Source organism: Labrenzia sp. THAF187b, from assembly GCF_009363375.1.
Classification (GTDB): domain Bacteria; phylum Pseudomonadota; class Alphaproteobacteria; order Rhizobiales; family Stappiaceae; genus Roseibium; species Roseibium algicola.
Map to the genome: position 1 here is coordinate 5,435,467 of NZ_CP045344.1, position 22,557 is coordinate 5,458,023.

19 protein-coding genes and 1 tRNA gene are annotated in these 22,557 nt (G+C 58.7%); 6 read left to right on the forward strand and 14 right to left on the reverse strand.

Going from position 1 to position 22,557, the window contains the following annotated elements:
* Positions 1-67: 67 nt before the first annotated feature.
* Positions 68-1,399, forward strand: a complete 1,332-nt coding sequence (locus FIV03_RS24980) for a tetratricopeptide repeat protein (RefSeq protein ID WP_152511373.1) — start codon at positions 68-70, stop codon at positions 1,397-1,399.
* A gap of 44 nt (positions 1,400-1,443) precedes the next feature.
* On the opposite strand, the gene FIV03_RS24985 is transcribed toward FIV03_RS24980, so the two are convergent.
* From FIV03_RS24985 to FIV03_RS25020, 8 genes are all read right to left on the reverse strand, one after another.
* Positions 1,444-4,086, reverse strand: a complete 2,643-nt coding sequence (locus tag FIV03_RS24985) for a hypothetical protein (RefSeq protein ID WP_152511374.1) — start codon at positions 4,084-4,086, stop codon at positions 1,444-1,446.
* Between the two features lie 2 nt (positions 4,087-4,088).
* Positions 4,089-4,916: a hypothetical protein gene (locus tag FIV03_RS24990; protein WP_152511375.1), complete on the reverse strand. Its 828-nt coding sequence runs from the start codon at positions 4,914-4,916 to the stop codon at positions 4,089-4,091.
* Positions 4,913-6,622 carry a 4Fe-4S dicluster domain-containing protein gene (locus FIV03_RS24995; RefSeq protein WP_152511376.1) on the reverse strand — a complete coding sequence of 570 codons (1,710 nt, stop codon included), beginning with the start codon at positions 6,620-6,622 and terminating at the stop codon, positions 4,913-4,915. The genes FIV03_RS24990 and FIV03_RS24995 overlap by 4 nt, the downstream gene beginning before the upstream one ends.
* Positions 6,623-6,634: 12 nt before the next feature.
* The gene (locus FIV03_RS25000) at positions 6,635-7,654 is read right to left on the reverse strand and encodes a cytochrome c family protein (protein ID WP_145903753.1); all 1,020 of its coding nucleotides are present in this window, start codon (positions 7,652-7,654) and stop codon (positions 6,635-6,637) included.
* A 52-nt stretch (positions 7,655-7,706) separates the two neighbouring features.
* Complete coding sequence (locus FIV03_RS25005; RefSeq protein ID WP_152511377.1) at positions 7,707-8,981, reverse strand: 2Fe-2S iron-sulfur cluster-binding protein; 1,275 nt, start codon at positions 8,979-8,981, stop codon at positions 7,707-7,709.
* Positions 8,982-9,024: 43 nt separating this feature from the next.
* Positions 9,025-10,422 carry a hypothetical protein gene (locus FIV03_RS25010; RefSeq protein ID WP_152511378.1) on the reverse strand — a complete coding sequence of 466 codons (1,398 nt, stop codon included), beginning with the start codon at positions 10,420-10,422 and terminating at the stop codon, positions 9,025-9,027.
* Positions 10,423-10,538: 116 nt separating this feature from the next.
* Entirely contained in the window at positions 10,539-12,872 is a 2,334-nt protein-coding gene (locus FIV03_RS25015) for a multiheme c-type cytochrome (RefSeq protein WP_152511379.1), read from the reverse strand.
* A gap of 387 nt (positions 12,873-13,259) precedes the next feature.
* Positions 13,260-13,349, reverse strand: a tRNA-Ser gene (locus tag FIV03_RS25020).
* A 337-nt stretch (positions 13,350-13,686) separates the two neighbouring features.
* On the opposite strand from FIV03_RS25020, the gene FIV03_RS25025 reads away from it, so the two are divergent.
* Both FIV03_RS25025 and FIV03_RS25030 read left to right on the forward strand, forming a co-directional pair.
* Complete coding sequence (locus FIV03_RS25025; protein ID WP_152511380.1) at positions 13,687-14,481, forward strand: DUF1796 family putative cysteine peptidase; 795 nt, start codon at positions 13,687-13,689, stop codon at positions 14,479-14,481.
* 162 nt (positions 14,482-14,643) lie between these two features.
* A complete protein-coding gene (locus tag FIV03_RS25030; RefSeq protein ID WP_173013936.1) occupies positions 14,644-15,423 on the forward strand; it encodes a DUF930 domain-containing protein in 780 nt (259 codons plus the stop codon).
* A 112-nt stretch (positions 15,424-15,535) separates the two neighbouring features.
* Here the strand turns inward: FIV03_RS25030 and FIV03_RS25035 are convergent, their stop codons facing one another.
* On the reverse strand, positions 15,536-15,805 hold the full coding sequence (locus FIV03_RS25035; RefSeq protein ID WP_022997753.1) for a hypothetical protein: 270 nt from the start codon (positions 15,803-15,805) through the stop codon (positions 15,536-15,538).
* Between the two features lie 538 nt (positions 15,806-16,343).
* Here FIV03_RS25035 and FIV03_RS25040 point away from each other — a divergent pair.
* The 3 genes from FIV03_RS25040 (at position 16,344) to FIV03_RS25050 (ending at position 17,785) form a co-directional block, all read left to right on the forward strand.
* Positions 16,344-16,766, forward strand: coding sequence for a DUF2147 domain-containing protein (locus FIV03_RS25040; RefSeq protein WP_152511382.1), 423 nt, complete (start codon positions 16,344-16,346; stop codon positions 16,764-16,766).
* A 115-nt stretch (positions 16,767-16,881) separates the two neighbouring features.
* Positions 16,882-17,355: a DUF2147 domain-containing protein gene (locus FIV03_RS25045; RefSeq protein ID WP_152511383.1), complete on the forward strand. Its 474-nt coding sequence runs from the start codon at positions 16,882-16,884 to the stop codon at positions 17,353-17,355.
* A 31-nt stretch (positions 17,356-17,386) separates the two neighbouring features.
* Positions 17,387-17,785 (forward strand): nuclear transport factor 2 family protein, encoded by a 399-nt coding sequence (locus tag FIV03_RS25050; protein WP_173013937.1) that lies wholly within the window; start codon positions 17,387-17,389, stop codon positions 17,783-17,785.
* Between the two features lie 4 nt (positions 17,786-17,789).
* On the opposite strand, the gene FIV03_RS25055 is transcribed toward FIV03_RS25050, so the two are convergent.
* The 5 genes from FIV03_RS25055 to FIV03_RS25075 all read right to left on the reverse strand — a co-directional run bounded on the left by FIV03_RS25055 (position 17,790) and on the right by FIV03_RS25075 (position 22,171).
* Positions 17,790-18,266, reverse strand: a complete 477-nt coding sequence (locus FIV03_RS25055; RefSeq protein ID WP_152511385.1) for a GNAT family N-acetyltransferase — start codon at positions 18,264-18,266, stop codon at positions 17,790-17,792.
* Positions 18,267-18,301: 35 nt separating this feature from the next.
* Positions 18,302-19,846, reverse strand: coding sequence for a glycosyltransferase family 39 protein (locus tag FIV03_RS25060; RefSeq protein ID WP_152511386.1), 1,545 nt, complete (start codon positions 19,844-19,846; stop codon positions 18,302-18,304).
* 109 nt (positions 19,847-19,955) lie between these two features.
* Positions 19,956-20,744: a transporter substrate-binding domain-containing protein gene (locus FIV03_RS25065; RefSeq protein ID WP_022997759.1), complete on the reverse strand. Its 789-nt coding sequence runs from the start codon at positions 20,742-20,744 to the stop codon at positions 19,956-19,958.
* 39 nt (positions 20,745-20,783) lie between these two features.
* Positions 20,784-21,494 carry an amino acid ABC transporter permease gene (locus FIV03_RS25070; protein WP_173013938.1) on the reverse strand — a complete coding sequence of 237 codons (711 nt, stop codon included), beginning with the start codon at positions 21,492-21,494 and terminating at the stop codon, positions 20,784-20,786.
* Positions 21,491-22,171, reverse strand: coding sequence for an amino acid ABC transporter permease (locus tag FIV03_RS25075; protein ID WP_062489369.1), 681 nt, complete (start codon positions 22,169-22,171; stop codon positions 21,491-21,493). Before FIV03_RS25075 ends, FIV03_RS25070 begins: the two co-directional genes overlap by 4 nt.
* Between the last annotated feature and the right edge of the window lie 386 nt (positions 22,172-22,557).

A 22,557-nucleotide genomic window follows, 5' to 3' on the forward strand; every position in this document is an offset into this window, starting at 1 on the left:
CCTGCCGGGGAAGCTATGATTGCCGCCGCACATGACGTGCGCCTTTCACCCGATTGACGGACCTGCGTTGACCAAGGCACTTCGACATTTTCTCCTCCTTGCGATTGCCGGCACGGCGTGCCTTTCCGGTTTCGGGTCTTCCTACGCAGCGGAGCCTGCGGAAACGGTCATCATGGCACCTGTTCTTGCCGCCCGGGCGGCAGCCGAGACAGTGCGCAAGGAACATGGACCGTTTTACACGGTCCGGGACGAGGCTGCCTTCCTGCAGCAGATGTGCAGCACCATCGAGGCGGCCGCGAATAAACAGGGCCTGCCACCGGGCTTCTTCGCCAAGTTGATCTGGAAGGAAAGCCGTTTCGACCCCAACGCGATCAGCCCGGCCGGGGCGGAAGGCATTGCCCAGTTCATGCCTTACACCGCCGCCAACTGGGGCCTTGAAAACTCATTCGAGCCAGTGGAAGCCATTGAAGCTTCATCCCGCTTGCTGGGATATCTCTTGAAAGGCTACGGCAACCTTGGCCTGGCGGCCGCAGCCTATAATGCCGGGGAAGACCGTGTCGACAACTGGCGCCGTGGGCGCGGGCGCCTTCCTGATGAAACCCGCAATTACGTTTATTCAATCACCGGGTACAAGGCATCGGACTGGAAACAGGGCAAAGGGCCGGACGTCGACTTTACCCTGGACCAGACGCAGGATTTTCAGACGGCTTGTCAGGACTTCCGCCTGATCGAAGCGCCATTGCAACGCCGACTTGCCAATACCTACTACAACCGGGGACTGGCACTGGCGAAGTCGAAAGACTATTCAGCCGCTCTGCTTCGCTACACTGTTGCCATCCGGCTTCGCCCCGAGTTTCCGGAAGCCTACAACAACAGAGGGCTAGTCTACCGCATGATGGGCGATTATGGCGCTGCCATCGCCAATTACGATGTCGCTCTGAAGATGCGGCCCGGATATGCCGCAGCCTACAACAACCGTGGATACGCCAAGCGCAAGCTCGACCAATACCGGGAAGCGATAGCCGACTACGACAAAGCCCTGGCGATCAATACCAATTACGCCGCCGCCCGTTTCAACCGTGGTTTCGCCCAGGCTCAACTTGAAGATTACGCCGCGGCCATTGCCGATTACGACGTGGTCCTGAAGCTTGTCGCCAACCACCCCCTTGCCCTTTACAACCGCGGCAAGGCTCATCTTGCCGCAGGCCATCTGAACAAGGCGGAAGACGACTTCAACTCTGCAATCGCCCACAGCGACGGATTTGCCAAGGCCTACTACAGCCGTGCGAACCTGAGGCTGCAACTGGGTCAACGCGACCAGGCCAAAGAAGACTACCTGAAGTCCGTCTCACTCGACGCCGGCCTGGGGCGCGGCAAATACGCCATTGCTTTCGACTGACACCTGCGACTTGACGATTGCCTGCGGAGCAACCCTGCACCCCGCTACTCCTTCGGCACCTCGGTTCTGACCAGCGGCAGGCTGAATCCGCCCGTGTGATACTGGTGGCAAAGCGTGCATTCCTCTCCAGCCGCACGTTCCGTGTGGCAGGTCGCGCAAGTGGACTTGTCGATCGGGGTGAAGTTCGGAGCGTGGATGGCAGGGTCACCTTGCTCGTAGCTCTTCAGATAGGTGTCCGCCCCCGTGGTGAGCGCGTGGCACGTCACGCATCCTTCCGTTCCGACTGCGCTGATGTGCGGGTCGTGAGAAAAACGTGTGAAACGTGTCGTCACCTGAGCGGGATCGAAGGGGTGCCAGCGCACGGTCTTTTCAACGCCAGCCGTGTCGACGCTGTGGCACTTGGTACAGCGTCCCACCGCGCCCGGGTCACTGAGCGAGGCAAACACGGGGTCCCGCAGGGCCTTTTCCTGATCCGTTGCCGCATGGCTCGAATAATCGAGCCATGTTTTCAGGAAGGGGTCTTCATGTCCCGTCGGACGATACCGGATCGTATGGTCCTGCCGGTACCAGCCGCCGTAAAGAGCCCAGTTTTCCGGATCGAACGGTTCCTCCCGGGTTTGCGCCGAGGGGTCGTCAGGTGAAGTCGATGTGTCGACAGGTTCGGCCGCATCGCTCAACAGGCCCGTTCCGCCTTCGTCTGCCGCAAGGATGTCCTCACCGGCAAGAATATCGTCACCGGCAAGTATTTCCTCACCACCCGCAGGCTGGCCGAGGAGAGCGTCCCCCTCCGAACTGCTCGAAGCGTCCTCCTCCGTCAGGATGTCCAAGCCGTCCGACACGTCGGCGCCCGCGTCATCCTCTATGGCAAGATCGTCTTCAAGCAACGAGCCAACGTCTACAAGAATGTCATCGTCGGTATCTGTCTTGCCGGCCAATGCGTCATCGGTTCCTGCAGGCGCCAGCAACAGGTCTTCGGAAGCCAGCTCTGCGCCATCATCCGTTCCGCCGTCAAGGATGAGGCTTTCCGCACCACTGTCTTCGCTGGCAGCATCGTCTGTCCCGGCCAGAATATCGCTGTCGTCCACCCCGGAAAGGTTGTCCGGTGCGGCCTCTCCGGCTTGTACCGCTTCGTTCTCTTCTAGCGCTTGCCTAGCTTCCTCGAACGCGTTGGTTGGCGTTCCGTCGGCGTGCCGGGCAAGGTCCTCGGCGAGATCCGGCAACCATTCCCGGTTGGCGGCGGCGATCACGTCGTGTGGCATCACGCCGACCATCAGCGCCATTTGCCTGTGGTCCGTCATGGTTTCGCTGTCCGCCGCCCCGGCGCCCATTGCCGCAGGAAGGCCATCACGCTCGATATTCGCGAGCAACCGTTTCACCGCCCAGGCCAGCGTTTGAACCTTTGCCAGAGCGTCCTCATCAGCCTCCCGCAGATCCAGAAGATCCAGGTCCGACACTTCTCCCACGATATCCCGGCCGTCCAGCACCAGCGCCAGAAGCGCTCGCATGAAGGGCGTAATTCCGGCCTCGGACCTTTCCGGCCAGGACCCGATGTCGATCCCCCGTTCCGCAAGCGTTTCCACGTCCAGGCCCGGAACAGAGAGGAAATTCGTGCCCTTCGGTCCGCTCACGATGGTCTGGCCGAGAATGTCGCCACTGTGACAGGTCGCGCACATGCCTTCGAAATCTCGCACCGCCATGTAGCGGCCGTCGTTCCCCGCTTCATGGCAGGTCTCGCACATGGCCGGAACCTTGCCGGCAACATCGGGCTTCTCGGCGGTATCCGGGAAATGCTTTCCGAAATGCGACTTGTGGTCAAAGATGATGCTGGTGCGCTGGTAAAAGGGGTAGCCTGTGAATTGCGGATGGCTGTCCTCGAAACGCCCGAACTTCTCGACATGGCAGGTCTGGCACCTGTCATTGGAAACTTCAGTCAGTTTGCCCAGGCTTCCCTGGTGCTCCTGGTGACAGGTGGCACAATAGATGTTCTGCGATCCGGCATCTGCGCTATTTTGCGTCTGCCCTGCCATCGGCAGTGAGAACTTTATGCGGTTTGTCCAGCTCTGATCACGCCCGGTGCCGGCCTCCGCCGTGCGGGCAAGTGTCATCTGCCGAAGCTGTTCAACCGGCGTCGTGTGTGCCGTGAACGGCTGCGAACCTACATCGTGACAGGTGGTGCAGAGCGCTGCTGTCTGTTTCGGTCCTGCAGCTGTCGCGGCAAGGCCATGAAGCCAGCCAAGGCCTTGTGGACGTGCGTCGGCGTGGCACGACTGGCAATCTGTCAGATTGGCGTGCTGGGCTGCAAGCCGGCCCGGCATCAGATAGTTTTTTGCCACACCGCCGGAGAGGATGATCGCTACGAGCCCGGCAGTCAGCGCCGTGAGCCAGACAGCTGCCCGCCGCCTGCGCTTGCGCAGGCTTGGCTTCGGTACGCAGGGTTCCTGGTTCAGACAGCAGCTTCCGTCCGGCAGCGGACCATCTTCGCAAGGTCCGCCTTCCTGGCTCGAGCGCCGGCAAATCCAGCGGTCGCCGTCCTGTACAGGCTGGCAGGCAGGCCCCGCCCTGCAGTTTCCTTTCCGGTCCGGTCCCAGACGACACGGACACCCGTCGGCAAGATGTCCGCAGACCCAGTCGTCCTGCGGCCGTTCATAGCGGCGTTCCTGAACACCAATTCTGCGTAACAGGCTCATCGTCAGGCAATTCCGCTCGAAAAGGCATAGGCAACAACGACATGCGCCAGGATTGCCAGGATCAGGGCGTAAGTTGGCGGTACATGCACAAACAGCCAGAGTTTCAGCAATCCGCCGTTGGCATACTGGAAATCAAGATCGTTCTTGGCGCGCACCAGCTGGCGCATCCGTTCCAGACGTTCCTTGCCCTTGCCGTCCAGATACCGCTCGATCGATTGCAACTCGCCCATGATCCGCGAGATCGGCAGGCTCGACTGGCGCAAATGCGCGAACACGTACCGCGGCCGCGCAAAGAACCGGCCGAGCTCCCGCTGGTAGACATTGGCAAGGCTGACGGAACTGCCGTCTTCCAACGAGGCCAGCGCCAGAGTTTCCGCCTCGTTTGCGATTTGCGCGCGCAACACGGGAATGCGCTCGAACAGGACCCGGTCACCTCGGCCTTCCAGGCGCACAGGAATGATCCGGGCCAGAAAACCGCCGACACAGCCGCTTGCCGAAACCAGCACGAACAGGATCCACAAAAGCCATTCCAGCGGCGCATTCGGAAACCGAAGATGCGTATGCACCAGAAAGACGCCGATGGTCAGGAACCCGAGGTAATAATGCACCTGCAACCAGTGGCGCACGCGCCCGAGCGGCAACGTGCTCAACTGTTTGCGAAACGTCAGCAGCAACATGCCGGCCATGACCGCCACCAGAACCCAACCGTTGAAGAACTGGCTGTCGCGCAACGAGATCCGGTAAGCCTGGTTTACGGTCATGAAAACCGCCAGCAAAACAGCGGCCGCACCAAGCTTCAACAGGATGTTGCGATTGAGGAGCCAGCTCATTTCAGCCACTCCAGCAGTCTTTCGGTGTCGCGCATGTTGACGCGCGCAAGCGCGTCATGCGGGCAGGACTGGACACAGGCGGGGCCCGTCAGTTGATCGGCGCACAGGTCGCATTTGGTCGCCCGGCTGATGGGCTGCCCTTCGCGATCCGTCACGAACTGCCCGTTCTCGTCACGGATCTCGACCATCCGGATATTGCTGTACGGACAGGAATTGGCGCATGTCGCACAGCCAATGCAGGTGTTGTCGTCGATGACGACAGTTCCGCTGTCCTCGGCCCTGTGAATGGCGCCGGTTGGACAGCCGATCAGGCATACCGGATCGGTGCAATGCATGCAGGCGCTCGCGATCATCGCGTTCTCGAACCGGCTCCCCTGCCTAAGAAAGCGGGGGTTGTTGTCGTGGGCGGTCGCGCAGGCACGCACGCAATCGTCACAGCCGACACAGCGCTCCAGGTTGATCAGCATGGCTTCCTCACCGTTGATGAAACGGTGATCGACGAGGAAGTCCATCATGCCCTGGCGTAGTTCCCCGCGCGTGCCGTCACGATCATCCGGCCTGCCTTGCCGCAGGAAGGAAGGATCGAGCCCCGGCAAAACATGTTTCTGGACCAGATGCGTCGGAATGCGGATGACGTCGACATAGCCGATGGCGCGCAGGCTCGTATCCAGAACCGGAGAAACCTTGTCCCGCGCAAACGCCGCAATCGCATCCAGCCCGAATACGTCGTTTTTCGACAGATGGCCAATGGTCCTGTCGCCGTGATCGATCCGTTCGCTGACCCGGGCAAAGCCGCTGTTGATCAGCAACAAGCCGTCGACGTGACTGCCCTGTTCACAAATCACCGGCTCCTGCTGGATGATGTGCTGTGCACCGTCTTCCTTGGAAATTTCAGTCTTGAAGCGATGGGTCCAGTTGAAATTGCCATAGGTTTCGAACAGGGCCTCTTCTGCGATTTCCGCCAGCGCGGCGCTGTCGACATGGGCAAAGACCGGGCATTCCTGCAAACGGGTCAGCAAACCGCGTTCATGGTATAGCTGGTCGATCTGCTTGCGGAAGCCATCCGACCAGTCTCGAATTTCGCGCAGCCCCTGCCAGCGCAGCTCGAACAGGACTGTGTCGTCCTCAAGGGCAAAGATGGTCGCGCGCCTTGGGCTTCGGGTCAGGGCAGCCAGTTCGCCGAACATCTGCGGGGCTTCCAGCAGGAAAGTCTCATGTTTCGCGATCAGCTCGTCCGCGTCGACACGCAGGGCAGCTTCCACCGTATTTGCTCGTGTGCCTTCACCGGCTGGAGCGGCTGCAGACGAAGGTCTGCGAGACCGCCGCCGCGCAGGGCGGTACTCTGGCGGACGCTTGCGAGCGAACAGCTGGGCAAGCGACCTGCGCCAGGATTTCTGTTGCTTGCGGCCCGAGCCGGCGGTCGGCGCCGACGCAGTCAGGCCGAACACGGATCCGGACAGAATGATGAACAGCGAACTTCCATAGTCACCCTTTCGCAGGACAGTTTCGCCCTTTTGAAAGGTCCTGATCCGGCCGTCATTCGCGATGACGCTTGCAACCGGCAGCCACGAGGGAAAGTCGGCCGGATTGACGTCGGCAAACGCCGGCAGGGCCAGGACACGGTCCACCGTCTCCCGGTCCAGCGGTTCCTTGCCGAATGGCTCGTCCCAGCGCCGGTTTCGCTCGTCGCGAAGCTCCTGATCCAACAGTCCGGCTCCCTACTGCGTCACGGGTCCCTTGAACTTGTCGGCTCCCGGAATGTACTTGTCGACCGCAGCAAACGTCGTCCCGTCGTAGGTGTCGGCAAACTTGAGGCCGAGCACGGAGATCTTTGCCGCGGCATCGGTCAGCTCATCCTGGTTGTTCAGCTTGAGCTTGGCACCGCTTGCGATTTCCTGGATCTCACCCAGTTCGGGCGCCTCGGGCAACAGCTTGGCAAGACTTGCCATGACCTTCGTGGCATTGCTTGCCCGTTTGGCCATCTTCACGGCGTAGTCCTTCTTCTCGGTAGCCTTGCTGACGCCGATCAGCGCCGTTTCCAGCTCGACGATACGCCCGACGAGGAACAGCATCCGCTTGCGTTCGATGGACGCTTCCGGGTTGGACTTGCCCTTGTTGTACCAGGTGTTGTGACGCACCTCGCCCTGGCTCCAGCTAACCAGTTCAAACGCACTGCCGGGCGTGTGACCGCCGACATTCACCAGTTCCTCGTTCGGCACCAGGTGACAGCTGAAACAGTTTTTCGCCAGTGCGTAGGTCATCTTGGGCCGGATCATGCCGGCTGCCTCGGCCTTTTCCCAGCGGGCCGCTATTTCCGCCTCGGTTTCCTGGCCTTCCTTCTTGCCGCTGAAATCCGAATGCACCTTGTACCACTCCTTGGCAGGGCCATGGCAGGACTCGCAGGAATTGCCGGCAATCGCCTTTTCCTTGCCGTCCACCGTCTGCATGGTGAAATGACAGTTGGTGCAGAGGCTTTCCGCCTTAAGTCGCTTCACGCCCATGTTGGCGGCGATCTTTTCGGCATCCTCGCTCTTGGGCAGATCCCTGAAGGTGCTGAAGTGATGCGTATTCTGCCAGATCGAGGTTTCCTTCTTGTGGCATTCCGCACATTCGTTCGGTCCGACAATCATGCTCGGGTCGGCCTGAGCCGGGGCAAGTCCGGCCAGCACGAGATATCCGACAGCGCACACGGCAAGGCAGGACGCCGCCTGGCGCAAGCCCTTCAGTAATCCAGCCATATCCAATCCCTCAATCCTTTGATCCAAAAATGATGGACACCCTCTCGCGTCGTCAGGCGTCCAGAATGACATTGCCTCCCGGGCAAGCGATACACATGAGCACGGACCCTTGCGCCGGGCTGCTGGCGGGCCGCGTGACATAGGTCACGTCGCCTTCCTTGAGCGCTGTCGCGCAGGTTCCGCAGTTGCCCGCCCGGCAGCCGGAAGCGACCCGGATGCCGTTGCGTTCGGCCAGATCCAGCAGCGTTCCGTCCTGCTCGTGCCAGGAAACCTTCTTGCCGGAGCGCGAGAATTCCACCTGCACGCTTTCAGCCGCCTCCCGTGAACTTGCCGGCGACTTGACGGTTTTGACGGACGCAGGCCCGAATGCCTCGAAGTGGATATCGCTGTCCGGTACGCCCCAATCGCGCAGCTGCTCCGTCAACGAAGACATCATCTGCGGAGGGCCGCAAACATAGAACTCGTAGTTGGAAGACGTCAGATACCGCTTCAGCACATCAACTGTCAGGAAACCCGGGCAATCGTAATCCCGTCCCTCAACACAAGCATCGGTCGGTGCGCTGTAGAGCACGCGGTAATGGACGTTGTTCCGCCGCTCGGCAATCTCCCGGATTTCGTCGCACAGCACAATGTCATCGCCGCTACGCGCGGCGTGGAAGAAATGCACTTCGCGGTGGCTGCCGGCATCGTCAAGCGCTTTCAGCATGGACAGCACCGGCGTCAGGCCGACACCACCACCAATCAGGACAACCGGCCGTTCCGATTGCAGGTCCAATACGAAACCGCCCCTGGGCGCTTGCACATCGACGACATCGCCTTCCTTGAGGTTGGCATGGAAATAGGTCGAGGATAGCCCGCCAGGTACGGTTTCACCGGCATCCGGCGGCGGTGACAGTTTCTTGATCGTGACCCGGTACCGGTCCAGACGGGAGGGACTGTCGGACAGGGAATAGCACCGGATAACTGGTGCGGGCTGATCTGAAATCGGCAGTTCGAACGTCAGGAACTGGCCCGGCAGAAACGGTGGAAGCTCGCCTCCGTCATGCGGCTGAAGATAGAACGAGCAGATATCGCCGCATTTGTTTTCGACACGCTTTTCGACAATCCGGAACTTGCGTTTGCCGGACCAGGTCGTTCCGGACTTGAGCCTGTCGACTTGTGCATTGCGCAGGGCAGCCTGTGCCAGATCGTTGAAATGCTGCAGGTGCCTGGCGTCCAGGCGTCTTTCGCGAAAGACGGCCGCCACAGATGAATAAACCCCGAGGCAGAGCTGAAACAGGGCGAGCGCAACAATCGTACCACCGCCGATTTGCAGTGCCAGGATCATGGGCAGGCCGCCTTTCCGACCAGAAATGAGCCGATGTTTCTCATCAGAACCTCGTTCTCAGTTCCATTCGCAGTCCCGTTCCCGCCTTCCGGTCCTGTCCGGCGGAAACAAACCCGTCGACCTGAATGCTGCTCCTGTTGTTGAGGGCATGCAAGAGTTGGCCGCCGAATGCGACCACACCGGCGTCGCTGCCGTCGGTATCCTTGCGACCACCGAGTTCCATAACAAGCTGTGTCTTGTCCTCGTTGAAGAACATCTGGTGGCCGATAGATCCACCGAAGACGCTGTCTGCCCGGTTGGAAAGTGCAGACCCGCCCAGACCAACAGCCGGAGCGGCAAACAGGATGCCAACCTGACCCAGAGGACCACCCGTGAGGCTGTCGCGGGCAGCGGAGGTGTAGTTGCCGATAGCCCAGAAGGCATTGGCATAGACGACGTTTTCGGACGCCGTCACGGTACGCGAAACTTCCGAAAACATCAGCACGCCGTTGTCGACGGCCGGGCCTCGCTTTTCGATCGCGGTCGAGGTGTTGATCCGGAACGCCGTATTGTAAAGTCCGAACCGCTGTACGGCGGACGCCCCGAAATAGAAGCCGTCTCCGCCCTCGTCCTCATCGCTGATGACATAGGCAAGATCCAGATTGGCCGTGCTCTTGCGGAAATCGGCCTCGGTGAACAGGCCGAGAAGGAAGGCACTGTCGTCGAGTTCATTGTCGCCGCGGCGGATATTGTTCCAGCCGAAAACGCCGGTTGCTCTCAGATCCGGCGTCAGGCCGGGAATGACGATCGTGTCGCGCGTGATGCCGAGCGCGTCGACACTGTCGTTGATCATCATGCCTTCCTGAAAGAACAGGGGCTGACGGCCGATGGAAAATCCGAAGTCGAAATTGCGGTTGTCATCCGGGTCGAGGTTCGGGAAAATCTCTCCGAACTCCCCCTCGAAGAACAGTGTCGTCACATAGGGATTGAGCCCGTTGACATATTCAACGCCGCCTTCATCCGTATAGAGAATGCCCGTGTTCCGGCGTTTTTCCGTCAAGGGCGAAAACCCGATGAGGATCCGCTCGGTGGGTGTCAGTTTCAGATTGGCAAAGATGTCGATACGGCTCGCCCAGAACTGGCGCGGATCTTCAACGCCGTTGGCATAGTGGCCAATTGCGGTGCGCGCGTCGCCGAACACCCAAAGCGCCGGTTGCCAGATTGCCCCGGTAGGCAATTCAATACCGGGCGCAAGATTTCCGCTGGCGAGGAATTTCTCGCCGCGCTGGAAGATCGGTGGCGTCGGTTCGGGCTCCTCATCTTCCGCTATGATCGGAACTGCATCGGTGCTCAATTCGCTTGAATGGTGGTCACCGGCAATCAGGGGGGCAGGCCCGCTGTTTTCTGCCTGATGCTTGCGGACTTCCGCTTCCGTGACCATGGGAATGGGTTCGTCGCTCAAGGCACTGCCCGCGGCCCATACCTGCTCGTCCGCCTGAAGCAGAAGCGCAGTCGCAGCGGCCGTTGAAACCGCCCATGCACTGAACCGCCGTCCCCGAGTTTTGCTTGCCTGATACCTCATTTGAGCACGACACTCGCCTTGCGCGTCCAAAGCACGGAGCTGCCCTGAACAACCTTGCGCGCGATACCGGCCGGGCTCATGCCGTAGTCGAAGCCCGCTCCCTGAATGGCAGCGATCAGGTTGACCGGCACCATCTGTGAAATCAGCTTCACCGAGATGGAATAGCGTTCACCGGGCTTGAGGTTTTCGGCGGGAACGGCATAGGTCGCGGTGCGGCTCGCCCCCGGTTCCAGGTTCTGCTTGTGCTTTCTGGCCCCGCGCGGTCGTCCGTAGATGGTGGTTGCCCGGCGTTCCGGCCGAACGAGCGGCAGAACGTCTGTCGAAGTGTTCACCGCCAGCACCTGTTCGCGTTCACCGCCACGCAACAACCGGACCACGAACTTGGATTGCAGGCTGAACAGGTCCTTGTCGAGCTTCAGCTCGCCATTGTGAACGTAAAGCGAGTGGGCATCGCGAACGTCGCCATTGGGGTCCCGGTCACCGGACACATAAACCGTGTTGCCCTTGCTGTCCTTGACCGTCACCTGAAGGAATATCAGCCGTTCGGCGTCAAACCCGGTCGGCACACCGTGTCCGTCCGTGCCGCTGCTGACATCGACGGAGAACTTGAGAGCCCGGCTGGTGTTGTCGACAATGGTGATGTCGCTCAGCTTGAAGCCGTTGCGCAGCACCTGAAGCCGTGCCTGACGCGCCTTTTCCAGCCGCTCGAACTGGGTATCCAGGATCTCGCGGCCATCATAACGATCATCGATGGACGACCAGGCCTCGGGAAACTTGTAGCCGTCCTTGACGTTGTCCTCGAACTTGTCCGTTCCCCAACCGGCGCCGACATTGAACTGCAGCCATTCAGCCAGCGTCTTGAACTCCGCCGCCTCGACGTTGTGCGGGAAAATGCCCGGATGAATGATCGAGTAATCAGGGCCTGCAAACATGTGGTTGGTCAGTTTGCGGTTGCGGGTCGGGACATCACCGACGATTGCGGCGGGGCCATAGTCATAACCGGAGGCAACGCCCTGAACCTTGCCCATATGGCAGTCCTGGCAGGTCTCGCCCCGTTTGGCGGCCGGCGAGCGCTTGTATTCGGCAAAAGCCTCTTCCAGCTTGAAGCCGTTGAACAGCGTCACATCATGACAGGTGCCGCAAAAGCCTGGCTTGGTGAGCGCGAAGAAAGGCTTCGCCTCGGTATGGATGCTGCGTCCCGGATCATCCTTGCTTTGGGAGACCCGGTATTCCTCGGGCGTGTTCAGAACGCGCTTCAGCTCCTCGCCGCCCTTCGGGCCGTAGACCGGCGAGAACACATCCCCTTCTTCCAGCGCGAACCGGCCACTGATCTTGCCGTAGTTCCGGCTGACGCGGTGGCAGGCAACGCAGGTGATGCCTTCCCGTGAGGTCGGGTTGCGCTTCAGGTTTGAGACATAGAGCGACTCGCCGATGTTCATGCCGACCGGGTTGTGACAGCGAATGCAGAAGTCGCCATTGGTCGCGCTGGTCTTCATGTTGATGGTGGTCTGCATCGCCATGTAGATCGGGCTCAGCTGCGCATAGGCATGCTGAGACACGGACCATTGCTCATACTGGCCAGGGTGGCAGGTCGCACAGGTGTTTGCGGAGGGATATTTGCTTTCCAGGAAGAGCTTTTCATGCTCCGCATTGGCTGTTCGCCGGATCGTTTCTTCCTTTTTCTTGCCTTCAACGGTTTCGGTCAGCCCGGTTCCGCCGCCACTCAGCAGGTCGTCATCATCGCCAACTGTCAGAAGCTCATCATCGGAAAGTAGATCGTCGTCTCCGGCCAGAAGGTCGTCACCGGAAACATCGGCCCCGTCGCCCGCAAGCAGGTCATCACCTTCAAGCAAATCATCACCGGCAAGCAAATCATCACCGGCAAGCAGGTCATCGCCAGCCAGAAGGTCATCTCCATCAGCCTTGGGATCATCACCTGCCAGCAGATCGTCACCATCGGAAGCAGAGGCGGCACCGGGTTCCTCTGCGGTCAGCAGATCATCGCTTCCGTCATCGGAAGGCAGCAGGTCGTCACTGCTGTCCGTCAGAATCGTCTCATCCGAAACCGCGTCTTCAGCGGGTGTCAGCAAGTCATCATTCTGTTCGGCCTGCGCCAGGATCAGGCGATCGCCGGCGCCCCTGCCGTTTTCGAGCTGGGACACGAAATCGACCAGCGCCCGTACATCGCCTGACTGGATAAACTGCTGGTGATACTGCCGAAATTCGTCTGAAAAAGCTGCTGCGTGATCAACGCCGCCGGCGCCGGAAAGGATGAGTAATCCGAAAAGAGACTTCGAAAACGGTCGAAAAAAATCCGATAAACGCGACATTCCAGATCCACACAAAACATGTTCTCAGGCCATCGCTTACACCGATCCCCCAACTCAAAATCACACTACGGAAACCTCAGGACAACATCAAAAGAAAACTGTTCACAAATTAGCCGCATTTTCGCCGTGGTAAACCCGCGGCTAACCGCAGGAACAGACAGAGCAACGCAGTGTCGTGGCGCTAACCGGTGGCTTCAAATTCCGGGCAATGGCGTGAATCAATTGCATTGCCGGCAACATTCGACCCGAAGGCCGCAAAGTTGCGGCAACAGTGTTTCCGCCTGCAACAACACACTCTCGCAAAACAATGTTTGCGACACACCAGCATACAGACTGGATTACCTGCAGCGCAGCGAAATAGGACTACGAAGGTGGGAAGAAGGAAAGTGGCGGAGAGGAAGGGATTCGAACCCTCGAGACGGTTGCCCGTCTACTCCCTTAGCAGGGGAGCGCCTTCGACCACTCGGCCACCTCTCCGGTAACGCCCGTGTACGAATAAAAGCCTCACAGTTCAAGGCGTTTTTTACGCCTTGTCACTTTTTCCACCGCGCTTGGCCTCGCAACTTCTGGAAGGTGAAGACAGGCATCGAACGCTGAAATCCGGCATCGTCTTCACAAATCACGGAACCTGACGCTTCGTTCGTTTGAAAATGAACCGCCTCTTTCCACCCGTCGCAGGTCGGGTTGGCAATTCGCTCGCCAGGTTTCGCTATTTTCCTCCCCACCCGGCCACCGTCACATCTTAGAGTTGACTTTTGGCGCGCCACCGGCAAAACGACCCTCTTTCATCAATGAATTTGAATTTGGGTGATACTTGAAAAACGTTTTTGTTTCGCTGGGTGGCGGGTGTGACGCTGCGACAAACCTCAAGAAGCTGGGCCTGAGGCATGAGCAATACCCCTTCGACTGGCTCTGGAACCTTGATGCGGGCCTGGACTACGTCTCGAAAATTATCGCGACAGACTTCAAGGGCCTGACCAGCAAGCACGACTATACTTACGCCTCGCATCAAATAAATCCGGTTGAGAAGTTCCTCATTTTCAAGAACTACCCGAAAATCGCGCATCTGCACTCCAATCCACACGACAACAGTGACGTATTGGCGGACTACAGGGTTCGGATTGACAGGTTCAGAAAACTCATCAAAGACACCGGCGAAAAAACGACCTTCATTTACTATCGCAACGCGGCAGTGGCGGAAGAAAATTCGATAAACGACTTTCATGCAGAAGTTTCGCATCTGAAAAGCGAAACAACCCTTTTTGAGGAGATGATGGCGCGTCTGCATCCAGACAAAACATTTTCTCTGGTCAGTCTCCTTGCAATACCCGCGACCTGTTTTGACAATCACGCCCTCAGGGAAAATTTGCGGCGCACCTGCTCGTGCAACCGGTCTGCAAGAACGACATTCGAAATCGTCCCGATGCGTGACGATCGCTACCCCGAACAGTTCAATGCATGGACGGACGAGTGGACTGCGGCGCTCAGACGAGCCAGGGCTGTTTCGCCACTGGACATAATGCGCGGAAAGATGTCGAAACGGAAAAATCGCACCCGGAAGAAACTGACCAGGCTTCTGCCCAGGGCTTCTGCCAGGCTGTTGGGTTAGGGAACGTTTTTCCAGTGGCGGTTTATCGCGCGACCTGAAAGTCTCAAACCCTTCTCGCATGATAATTGCCTGGCCTGCCGCCCTCCGTAGGAACAGACGCAGTTCCCGCCTTCCCCTTCATAATTCAGCCGCAGTCCTCTGGTGCGATGGACACTCTTCAACTTGGCCGGGTATCGGAGAAATGCCATAGCCGAGCTCGCCCCTCCGACGCATCTGACACGGTTTGTCGCGGAAAGGTTTCCGTGGATCTGTGCGCTCTGGCTGCACCTTGCGCTCTATGCGGTGTTGAGCGATGCGGCGCTGTGGCGGAGTGTCCTGCCAGAGCCGCCCGAGCCTGTCTCCGTTGAGATCATTCCCGAATACCTGCCGCCAAGTCTGCCGGAAACCGCGCTGAAAGAAACCGACGAGAGCCAATCGCAAACTGCGGCAGTCTCCCCGCAATCCACTGCTGATCCGTTGTCAGGTTCGAACGTGTCTTCGGAACCGGTGCCTTCTTCGAATGCCACGTTGCCTGCGCCCACGGCCCCAACTTCTTCGAGGACCAGGCCCGAGCAGGAATGGGTTACTGCAAATGCCTATTTTGCCAATGATGTCCTGAACGACCCACGCTCCGCACAGGCACGCGAGTTTCTGCCAACCTTGACCAGTGAAGATGGACGCGAACAGATTTGCGCGCTGGAGGCAATGGAGCAGGTTCGCCATGCGCGGCCGGGGTTCAAGCCGACACGGCTTGCGCCACATGCTTTCCGCAATTCATTTCAGAAGGAAGATATGATTGTCGTGCCCGCCGGAGCCCTCAGAAGCAACCGGGTCTGGTACGAGATCGCCTATCGATGCCGGCTGGACGCCAGCGGCAAGATCGTCAGCGGGTTCGAATATGCCCTTGGTGCACCAATCGACCGCTCGATCTGGGATGAGTACGGTCTGGCGCCGATCCATTGACTGGAGCGGTCCCGGCAAGGGGCCGGAAACTGGACGCGGCAGAAAACTGTGCTGCCGCGTCAGGTTGTGGATACCGGTTCAGGTGCCGTTCGGCCGGCAGCCTTGATCCGGTTCAATGCATCGACAGCCATTCACGAGCCGATCGCTGAGCTTCGGCGATTTCGGAAGTGGACATTTCACCGGAAATTTCCTTGCGGTAGCGCGCTGCGTCCTTGTTGCCTTTGAGGGCGGCAATGTTGAACCACTTGTGCGCTGTGATCAGATCGGTCATTCCGTGACGGCCGCAAGCGCTATCCAGACCCATCTGGAACAGGATGTCCGCGGTAACCGGCTTTTCGCCCATGATGGCCATATCGGCCGAGTGCATTTCAAAACGAGCCATAACGCTCCCCTTTCGTCTGTCTGACTTCTGCGGAACAGCTCCGATCCTTCTGGATCCACCGTCCCGGTTCCCTACTGCCAACCGGTCACTTTGCTGAACACAATGGCTTGGCAAGGACCGATCTAAGAAACACAAGCTTTCGTGAAGCTTTCCCCGTTGTTTCTTGAGGTCTACTTCATCAGCAGCAGTTAAAAGGGGCGTTAAAAGACAGGTTTAACGTAATGCGAACAAAATTTTAAATAAGTCTGAAATTCATATTGCGGTAAGTATATGGTTGCGATTTTCCCTTTTTAGTCAGTCACATTCTCCGAAAATTTGACAAGGCCCATCAACCTTCTGTTCACCATGGATTCGTTTCCACAATTCTTTGTCCGGTTTTATTTCGTTCCCTTCCTTTCAGAAAACCAGACTTTGCCTCCCTTCGGCGTTCAGGAGGATTTTCGGACGACCTGACGTTGGGTGACGGCTTTTCAGCACGTTTCCCGAGCTATACATTCCCTTTCCGTAAACGGAAGGCATTCCGCTTTGGGAGGAACTTATGCTGAAAACCATTCTGTCGTCCGCACTGCTTGCGGGCGCTCTCATCACCACATCCGCAACAATGTCTTTCGCAGGCGATGCCAAGGGAGACTGGGTCCGCCCGAACGGGGCATCCAAGATCCGGATAAGCTCCTGCGGCAGCTCCTTGTGCGGCAAGCTGATATGGCTGCGGGAGCCGCGAAACGACATCAGGAACCCGGACGCAGCCAAGCGGGACCGCCCGCTGCTGGGAGTACAGATCGTTCAGGCCATGAAACCCACCGACAAGGAAAACCAGTGGAAGGGCAAGGTCTATAACGCCGAGGACGGCAAGACCTATACCGGCTTCATCGAGCTGACGTCCGCCAATGCGTTGAAACTGGAGGGCTGCGTGATGGGTGGCCTCATCTGTAAGGGCGAAACCTGGAAACGGGAACAATAAACGGCTGAACAAAGTCCGAAATCGCCAGATCCTGTCGATTTGGCCTTTCCTCCGTCGCAATTGCCGGTCAGAGATTGTGGCGCAGTCGTCACCAGCATTGCGACGGGGGATAATCGTGGTTCCTGTTTCTTTCTTTGTTTCTGCGTTTCCGACTTCCAGACTGTTATCGAAAGCCGGTCTGTTCGCTCTCCTGCTTGCAGGCACAGGTGGCGAAGCTCTTGCAGCCCCGGACATCAACGGCAAATGGCTGACACCGGCAGGTGCCGTCATCCAGATACAAAAATGCGGCAAGGTGCCCTGTGGCAAGATTGTCCGGTTTCCGGCCCCCAAAGGCTATTCCATGGAAAACACGCCGGATCTCAACAACAAGGACGAAAGCAAGCGCAAACGGAAGGTGCTCGGCCTGACCGTGCTCTGGCGCATGGCACCACAGAAAGATGGTTGGAAAGGCCGGGTCTATGATCCGCGTCGCGGCTTCAGCGCGGATGCCACTCTGCGCCCGAAGAACGCCTCCGCCCTGGAAGTACAGGGCTGCGTCCGCGTCGTTTTCAATGTCTGCGAAAAGGAAACCTGGCGACGGGTCGACTGACATCGCCGGTTTACCAGTTCAGCCCGGATCCATGTCTGACACGTGCCTCACGCCCGACGATATCGAAACGCTCACCAAACTGGAAGAAAGCCTGTGGCGAGCGGAATCGCGTTACGACCCCGTCCTGATGGACCAGATCTTTGCGGATGACTTTTTTGAGTTCGGCCGATCCGGCCGTATCTATCCGCGTGAAGACCTGATCCTGCCCGCGAGTGCCGCACGGCCTATCGACGTACGCCTGCCCCTGCCCTGCCTCAAGTTCACCGTGATCGACACGAATTCGGTTCTCGTGACCTATGTCAGTGAAGTCAGGCGTGAGCTTGGTAACGTTGAAAGAGCAAACCGCAGTTCGATCTGGAGCAGACGAGACGGAGCCTGGCAGTTACGGTTCCATCAAGGCACAGCGCGCCAGACACCAACTGATCAATGATGGCTTAGACGAACATCTTCTTGTAGCCGTGATGGCTCTGGTCGTAGCCAAGCCGCTTGTAAAAGTGATGTGAGCCTTCGCGTTCCTTGTTCGACGTCAGCTGCACCATGCAGGCGTTGCCCTGCCGTGCCAGGTCTTCAGCCCGTGCCATCATCAGCCGCCCGACACCGGTGCCGCGCTGGTCCGCCCGCACGTGAACGCTTTCCAGTTCAACCCTCGGGCGCCCCTGGAAGGCGAGCCCCTTCATGAAATGGATCTGGAACGTACCGACCACTTCTCCGCTTTCGGCAAGCGCGACGTAGATATCGCACTCGGGTGCGGCGACAAGCGCGTCAAATGCCGGGCGGTAGTCCTGCCAGTCGGCAAATTCCCTGTCCTTGCGAACACTGGTCGCCCCAGCATTGATGATGGCAACGATCTCGCGAAGGTGCTCCAGGCGGGCTTTTACGATGGAAACGGTCGAGGCAATTGTGTCCGGCATCTTCGGTTCGCGCCTTTGGTCAGGAAAGATTACGGTCAGCGGCAGATGGGGCTCTCGGGCGGGAGTTTTGCTACGCCCCACCAGCTTGTCCGCCAGCCGGGCGCCTTCCACAAATGCGGCCAAGCGCCGGTGAGATACGTTGCCTCAAGCGCTTCGGCGGCATCCCAGAAGGCGACCTGACTGAAGCGCTCCATTGCAGACGTGTCCGGCTCCTTGTCACCCTCTTCCCAGATGAAGAAGCAGCTTTGTCGCGGCGGCGTTCTGGCCGGAATGGCCTTGGTCACCAGCCGGGCATCGGGAAACAAGACCCTCAGATTACCGCCGGTATAGCCATCATCGGCAATCAGTGTGGCGTCTGCTGCTCCCAGGTCAGCCAGCGGTGCCTTCAGGTCCGCGTAAGGCTTCATGTGCCGGCACTTGCCACCGCACCATGTCTTGTCCGGCGCAACCAACCCGGGCACCCGGGCGAGAAAGGCGACCGCGACAACTGCCAGAACAACGGCCGTCAGCCAGCGCCATTGCCTTTCAAATCCGAAGCGTTCCAGGTCAGCGAACAGCCACACCGGCAGCAGCAGAAGCAGCGGATGCATGTGCCGTTCCTTGACGTAGGTCGCACCGGTGATCGCAATCATCAACGCCGTCAGCAGGATCATCAGGAGAACCGTGCGCCCGCACAGGCGCGCTGCGTCACTCACGGCAGGTATTGCGGGCTTTTTGCGGCCAAGATAGCGCGGCCAGAACAGCAGGAGCAGCAGCGGGACCAGCGGAACCGAGAAACCGACAAGTCCGAAGGCAAGTTTCCCGAGCCCCTCGCCTGCGCGCATCAGATGCGATGTCTCAGCACTGACGCCCATGGTGTCGGAGACAGATGCCAGCAGCTGCAGCCCTTCGCTGAAGATCCAATAGGCATAGGGGCTGTAGATCAGTGCCGCCGCGAAAGGCACCAGCACCAGGCCGACAAGGCGCAACCGGGTGCGCCATGCCGGGTCGCTGGCCGCCGCGAGGATCAGGGCAAGTACAAAAATCGGGTAGGAATGCTTGCCCAGCAGTCCGGCCCCGGCCGCCATGCCAAACAGCACGTAGTAGCCGAGCCGCTGTGTCTCCAGCGCCTTCAGGAAGAAGAAGGCGCTCATGGCACAGGCTGCAGTCAACACCACCGTGTGGGTGACGCCTTCATGAAGGTTCCAGCCGAACTGGTAGAAGAGCGAATAGGAAAAGACACACAGGGCTGCAAGACGCGTGTCGTGAATGGCCTTGCGTGCGATCCGGAACAGAAACAGCGCGGCAATCGAGATCAGGGTGTATTTGACGAAAAGCGCTGCCCAGATTGTAGGGCCGAACATTCGCTGCGCAGACCAGAGCAGCCACTCGTAAAGTGGCGGCTGACGCAGCATGTAACCGGGCTCCAGTGTCTGCACCAGAACGTTCTCGAACATATCGTCCGTACCAAGGACGGGCGTGTTCAACGCCCTCAGCAGGATATGCGTGAGCCCCCAAAGGGCAACGACGCCCCAGACCCCGAGGGGCGTGGCATAAAACGGAGCCGGCCCTGTACCGGCGGTCGAACTGCGAAACATCATGGCAGGGGGATACTAGATTTTCAGAAGTCTGTAACCTCGCATTTTCTCTCGCGAAAACAAAAAACGCGCGGCTCGACGCCGCGCGCTTCAAGCATTCAGCCGACAGGTTTTAAAGTGCCGGCAAAGGCGGTAGCGGCGTCTTCAGCCACTTCTCTGACAGCTCGCCCAGCTTGCCGTTCAGCTTCTTGTGCAGAACGAAAACGTTGACCCATTGCAAAAGGTCGATGTTGCCCGTCTTCACACCGATGAAAGACGGCGAGTTGGCGATGATGAACTTGTTTTCCAGATTGAAGTCCGGGTTGTCATTGGAAATGCCCAAAGCCACCATGTTGCCGGTCACAATAACGTCGGCCTGGCCGGAAACATAAGCCGCAATGGTGGCCGCGTTGTCGCCAAACCTGATGATCTCCGCATCTTCCGGTGCATCCGCCGTGATTGCCAGATCTTCAAGCGTGCCGCTGGTCACGGCGATTTTCTTGCCGGAAAAATCCGCAATGGTGGACACGGCCACGTCAGGCTTGGCAAAGGCTCCGGAAAAGAACGGAGCATAGGCGTGAGAGAACCAGATCGACTTTGCGCGTTCCGGATTGGCACCGAGCGTTGCAATCACGAGATCGGCCTTGTCGGTTTCCAGAAACGGAATGCGCTGCTTGGACGTGACGGGCACCAGCTCCAGTTCGACGCCAAGGTCTTCCGCGATCATCTTTGCGACGTCGATATCGTAGCCTTCATATTCGCCTTCACTGCCCAGCGAGCCAAACGGCGGAAAATTCTCCGGTGTAGCAATCTTGATCTTGCCGGCTTCCAGAATGTCCTTCAGCTCTGCAGATGCAGGACTTGCAATCATCAATGCAGCAGACACTGCCAAGCCTGTCAGCCCCAGAATTTTTTTCAACATTACGCGACCCTCCTTCGGTTGTTCTTGAAGCGCGATTTGTCAGGCGGCGGCGGCAGCCCCGCCCTTGGACGATGTGGATCCGAGGCGCTTTTCAAGGCGCCGCGACCACACAGACAACGGAAAACAAAGAGAAAAATAGATCATCGCCATCAGCGGATAGATGACGAAGGGTTGGGTGCCCGGCACGGGCGCATTCGCCCAGCGCTTGCCGACCGTCATCAGGTCGTGAAAGCCGATGATATAGGCAAGCGACGTGCCCTTGATGATCTGCACCATGAAGCCGACCGTGGGCGCAATGGCCAGGCGAAACGCCTGTGGCAGAATGATCAGGAACATGATCTGGGCGAAGGTCATGCCCAGCGCCTTGCCGCCTTCATGCTGGCCTGCCGGTATGGCCGTCAGTGCCCCGCGCCAGACTTCGGCCAGATAGGCGCTTGTATAAAGCGTCAGGGCAATGCCGGCCGCTCGCCACGGGTCAATCTGGATTTCGAAAAGATGCGGAATACCCAGCCCGAGCAGAAACAGCAGCATCAGCAAGGGCACTGACTGGAACAGCCAGGTGTAGGCCGTGAAGACCTTCCGCAATATCTTGACCGGCGAGACCCGCGAAGCGGTTACGCATGCGCCGATCAAGCCCCCACCGATGAAAGCGATCAGAGACAGATAGATCGTGTATTGGGTGGCTTCCAGAAGCTGGAACAGGACGATGCCGAAAGGTTTGCCAAGGATGGCGACGAAGGCGTCTTTCATCGAACCACCTTCCATTTGAACAACCGGTCATGCAGCAGCGCCAGGAGGGTTTTGAACCCCAGCGACATCAACAGGTAGATCACCGTCAGGGTGAAGAAGATCTCGAACGAACGAAAATTCCGGCTGTCGATGAAAAGACCTGCCCATGTCAGGTCCGTCACGCCGATTTCCGAAATGATGCCGGTCGTCAGGAACAGGAAGATGAACTGGCTGTTGAGCGAAGGATACATGGCGGCAACGGCCTGCGGCAGGCATACCTTCACGAAGCTGAGCCAGCGCGGCAGACCGAGCGCATCGGCGGCTTCTGTTTGCCCTGCACCGAGGGACGCCAGGCCCGCGCGCAGGATCTCCGCAAAATAGGCGGAAAAATTGATGGAGAGTGCCAGCAGCGCATGGGCCCAGAAGGGCCATTGGTACCCAAGAAGCAGCGGTAAACCGAAGGCGACGAAAAACATCTGCACGATCAATGGCGTGTTGCGGATGAATTCGACATAGGCTGCCGCCAGTTGGGCAAGAACCGGCACCCTGTAGTGGCGGACTGCCGCCAGCAGCACGGCGAGGAGAAACCCTAGGATACCGCCGCCGATTGTCAGCGCAGCGCTGATCAATGCGCCCTTGGCGAGCAGCCACAAATATTCCGGATTCCGGTAGATCTCGAAAAATCTAAGATTGGACATTGATACCAACCAGAGAAACAAGGCCGTGCTTCATCAAAAACTTCCAATGGTTCAAACCAGAGTTGGAAGAGCAAGGCTTGTGCCAAAGGAAAGAATTGCAGGCGTTCGCCATGAACCTGCAGCGGAACTTCAAGGATGCGCGAACAACAGAGGCACTTGCCTCGATATTGGGCAAAATTACAAGGCAGTCCGACCTGACAAGCAGGTATGACCGGTGGTCACGCAGATACCGAGCTGCCTGGAACAACTGATCAAGCACCGGGTTCGTGGTGTGCATCGTGCAGCTATCACGACGTCAAGACCCTGGGGATGCCTGGACGTTCAATCTGAAACGCTTGCCCGATAGATACTGACCCTATGGATGCGACTGGCTCGCTGAACCGCTG

Excerpts from the sequence above, each read along its gene's own strand:
- FIV03_RS25065 (WP_022997759.1), bottom strand. The coding sequence starts at position 20,744 with ATGTTGAAAAAAATTCTGGGGCTGACAGGCTTGGCAGTGTCTGCTGCA.
- FIV03_RS25035 (WP_022997753.1), bottom strand. The coding sequence starts at position 15,805 with ATGGCTCGTTTTGAAATGCACTCGGCCGATATGGCCATCATGGGCGAA.
- FIV03_RS25050 (WP_173013937.1), top strand. The coding sequence starts at position 17,387 with ATGTCTGACACGTGCCTCACGCCCGACGATATCGAAACGCTCACCAAA.
- FIV03_RS25040 (WP_152511382.1), top strand. The coding sequence starts at position 16,344 with ATGCTGAAAACCATTCTGTCGTCCGCACTGCTTGCGGGCGCTCTCATC.
- FIV03_RS24990 (WP_152511375.1), bottom strand. The coding sequence starts at position 4,916 with ATGAGCTGGCTCCTCAATCGCAACATCCTGTTGAAGCTTGGTGCGGCC.
- FIV03_RS25070 (WP_173013938.1), bottom strand. The coding sequence starts at position 21,494 with ATGAAAGACGCCTTCGTCGCCATCCTTGGCAAACCTTTCGGCATCGTC.
- FIV03_RS25005 (WP_152511377.1), bottom strand. The coding sequence starts at position 8,981 with ATGATCCTGGCACTGCAAATCGGCGGTGGTACGATTGTTGCGCTCGCC.
- FIV03_RS25000 (WP_145903753.1), bottom strand. The coding sequence starts at position 7,654 with ATGGCTGGATTACTGAAGGGCTTGCGCCAGGCGGCGTCCTGCCTTGCC.
- FIV03_RS25060 (WP_152511386.1), bottom strand. The coding sequence starts at position 19,846 with ATGATGTTTCGCAGTTCGACCGCCGGTACAGGGCCGGCTCCGTTTTAT.
- FIV03_RS25055 (WP_152511385.1), bottom strand. The coding sequence starts at position 18,266 with ATGCCGGACACAATTGCCTCGACCGTTTCCATCGTAAAAGCCCGCCTG.
- FIV03_RS25075 (WP_062489369.1), bottom strand. The coding sequence starts at position 22,171 with ATGTCCAATCTTAGATTTTTCGAGATCTACCGGAATCCGGAATATTTG.
- FIV03_RS25015 (WP_152511379.1), bottom strand. The coding sequence starts at position 12,872 with ATGTCGCGTTTATCGGATTTTTTTCGACCGTTTTCGAAGTCTCTTTTC.
- FIV03_RS24985 (WP_152511374.1), bottom strand. The coding sequence starts at position 4,086 with ATGAGCCTGTTACGCAGAATTGGTGTTCAGGAACGCCGCTATGAACGG.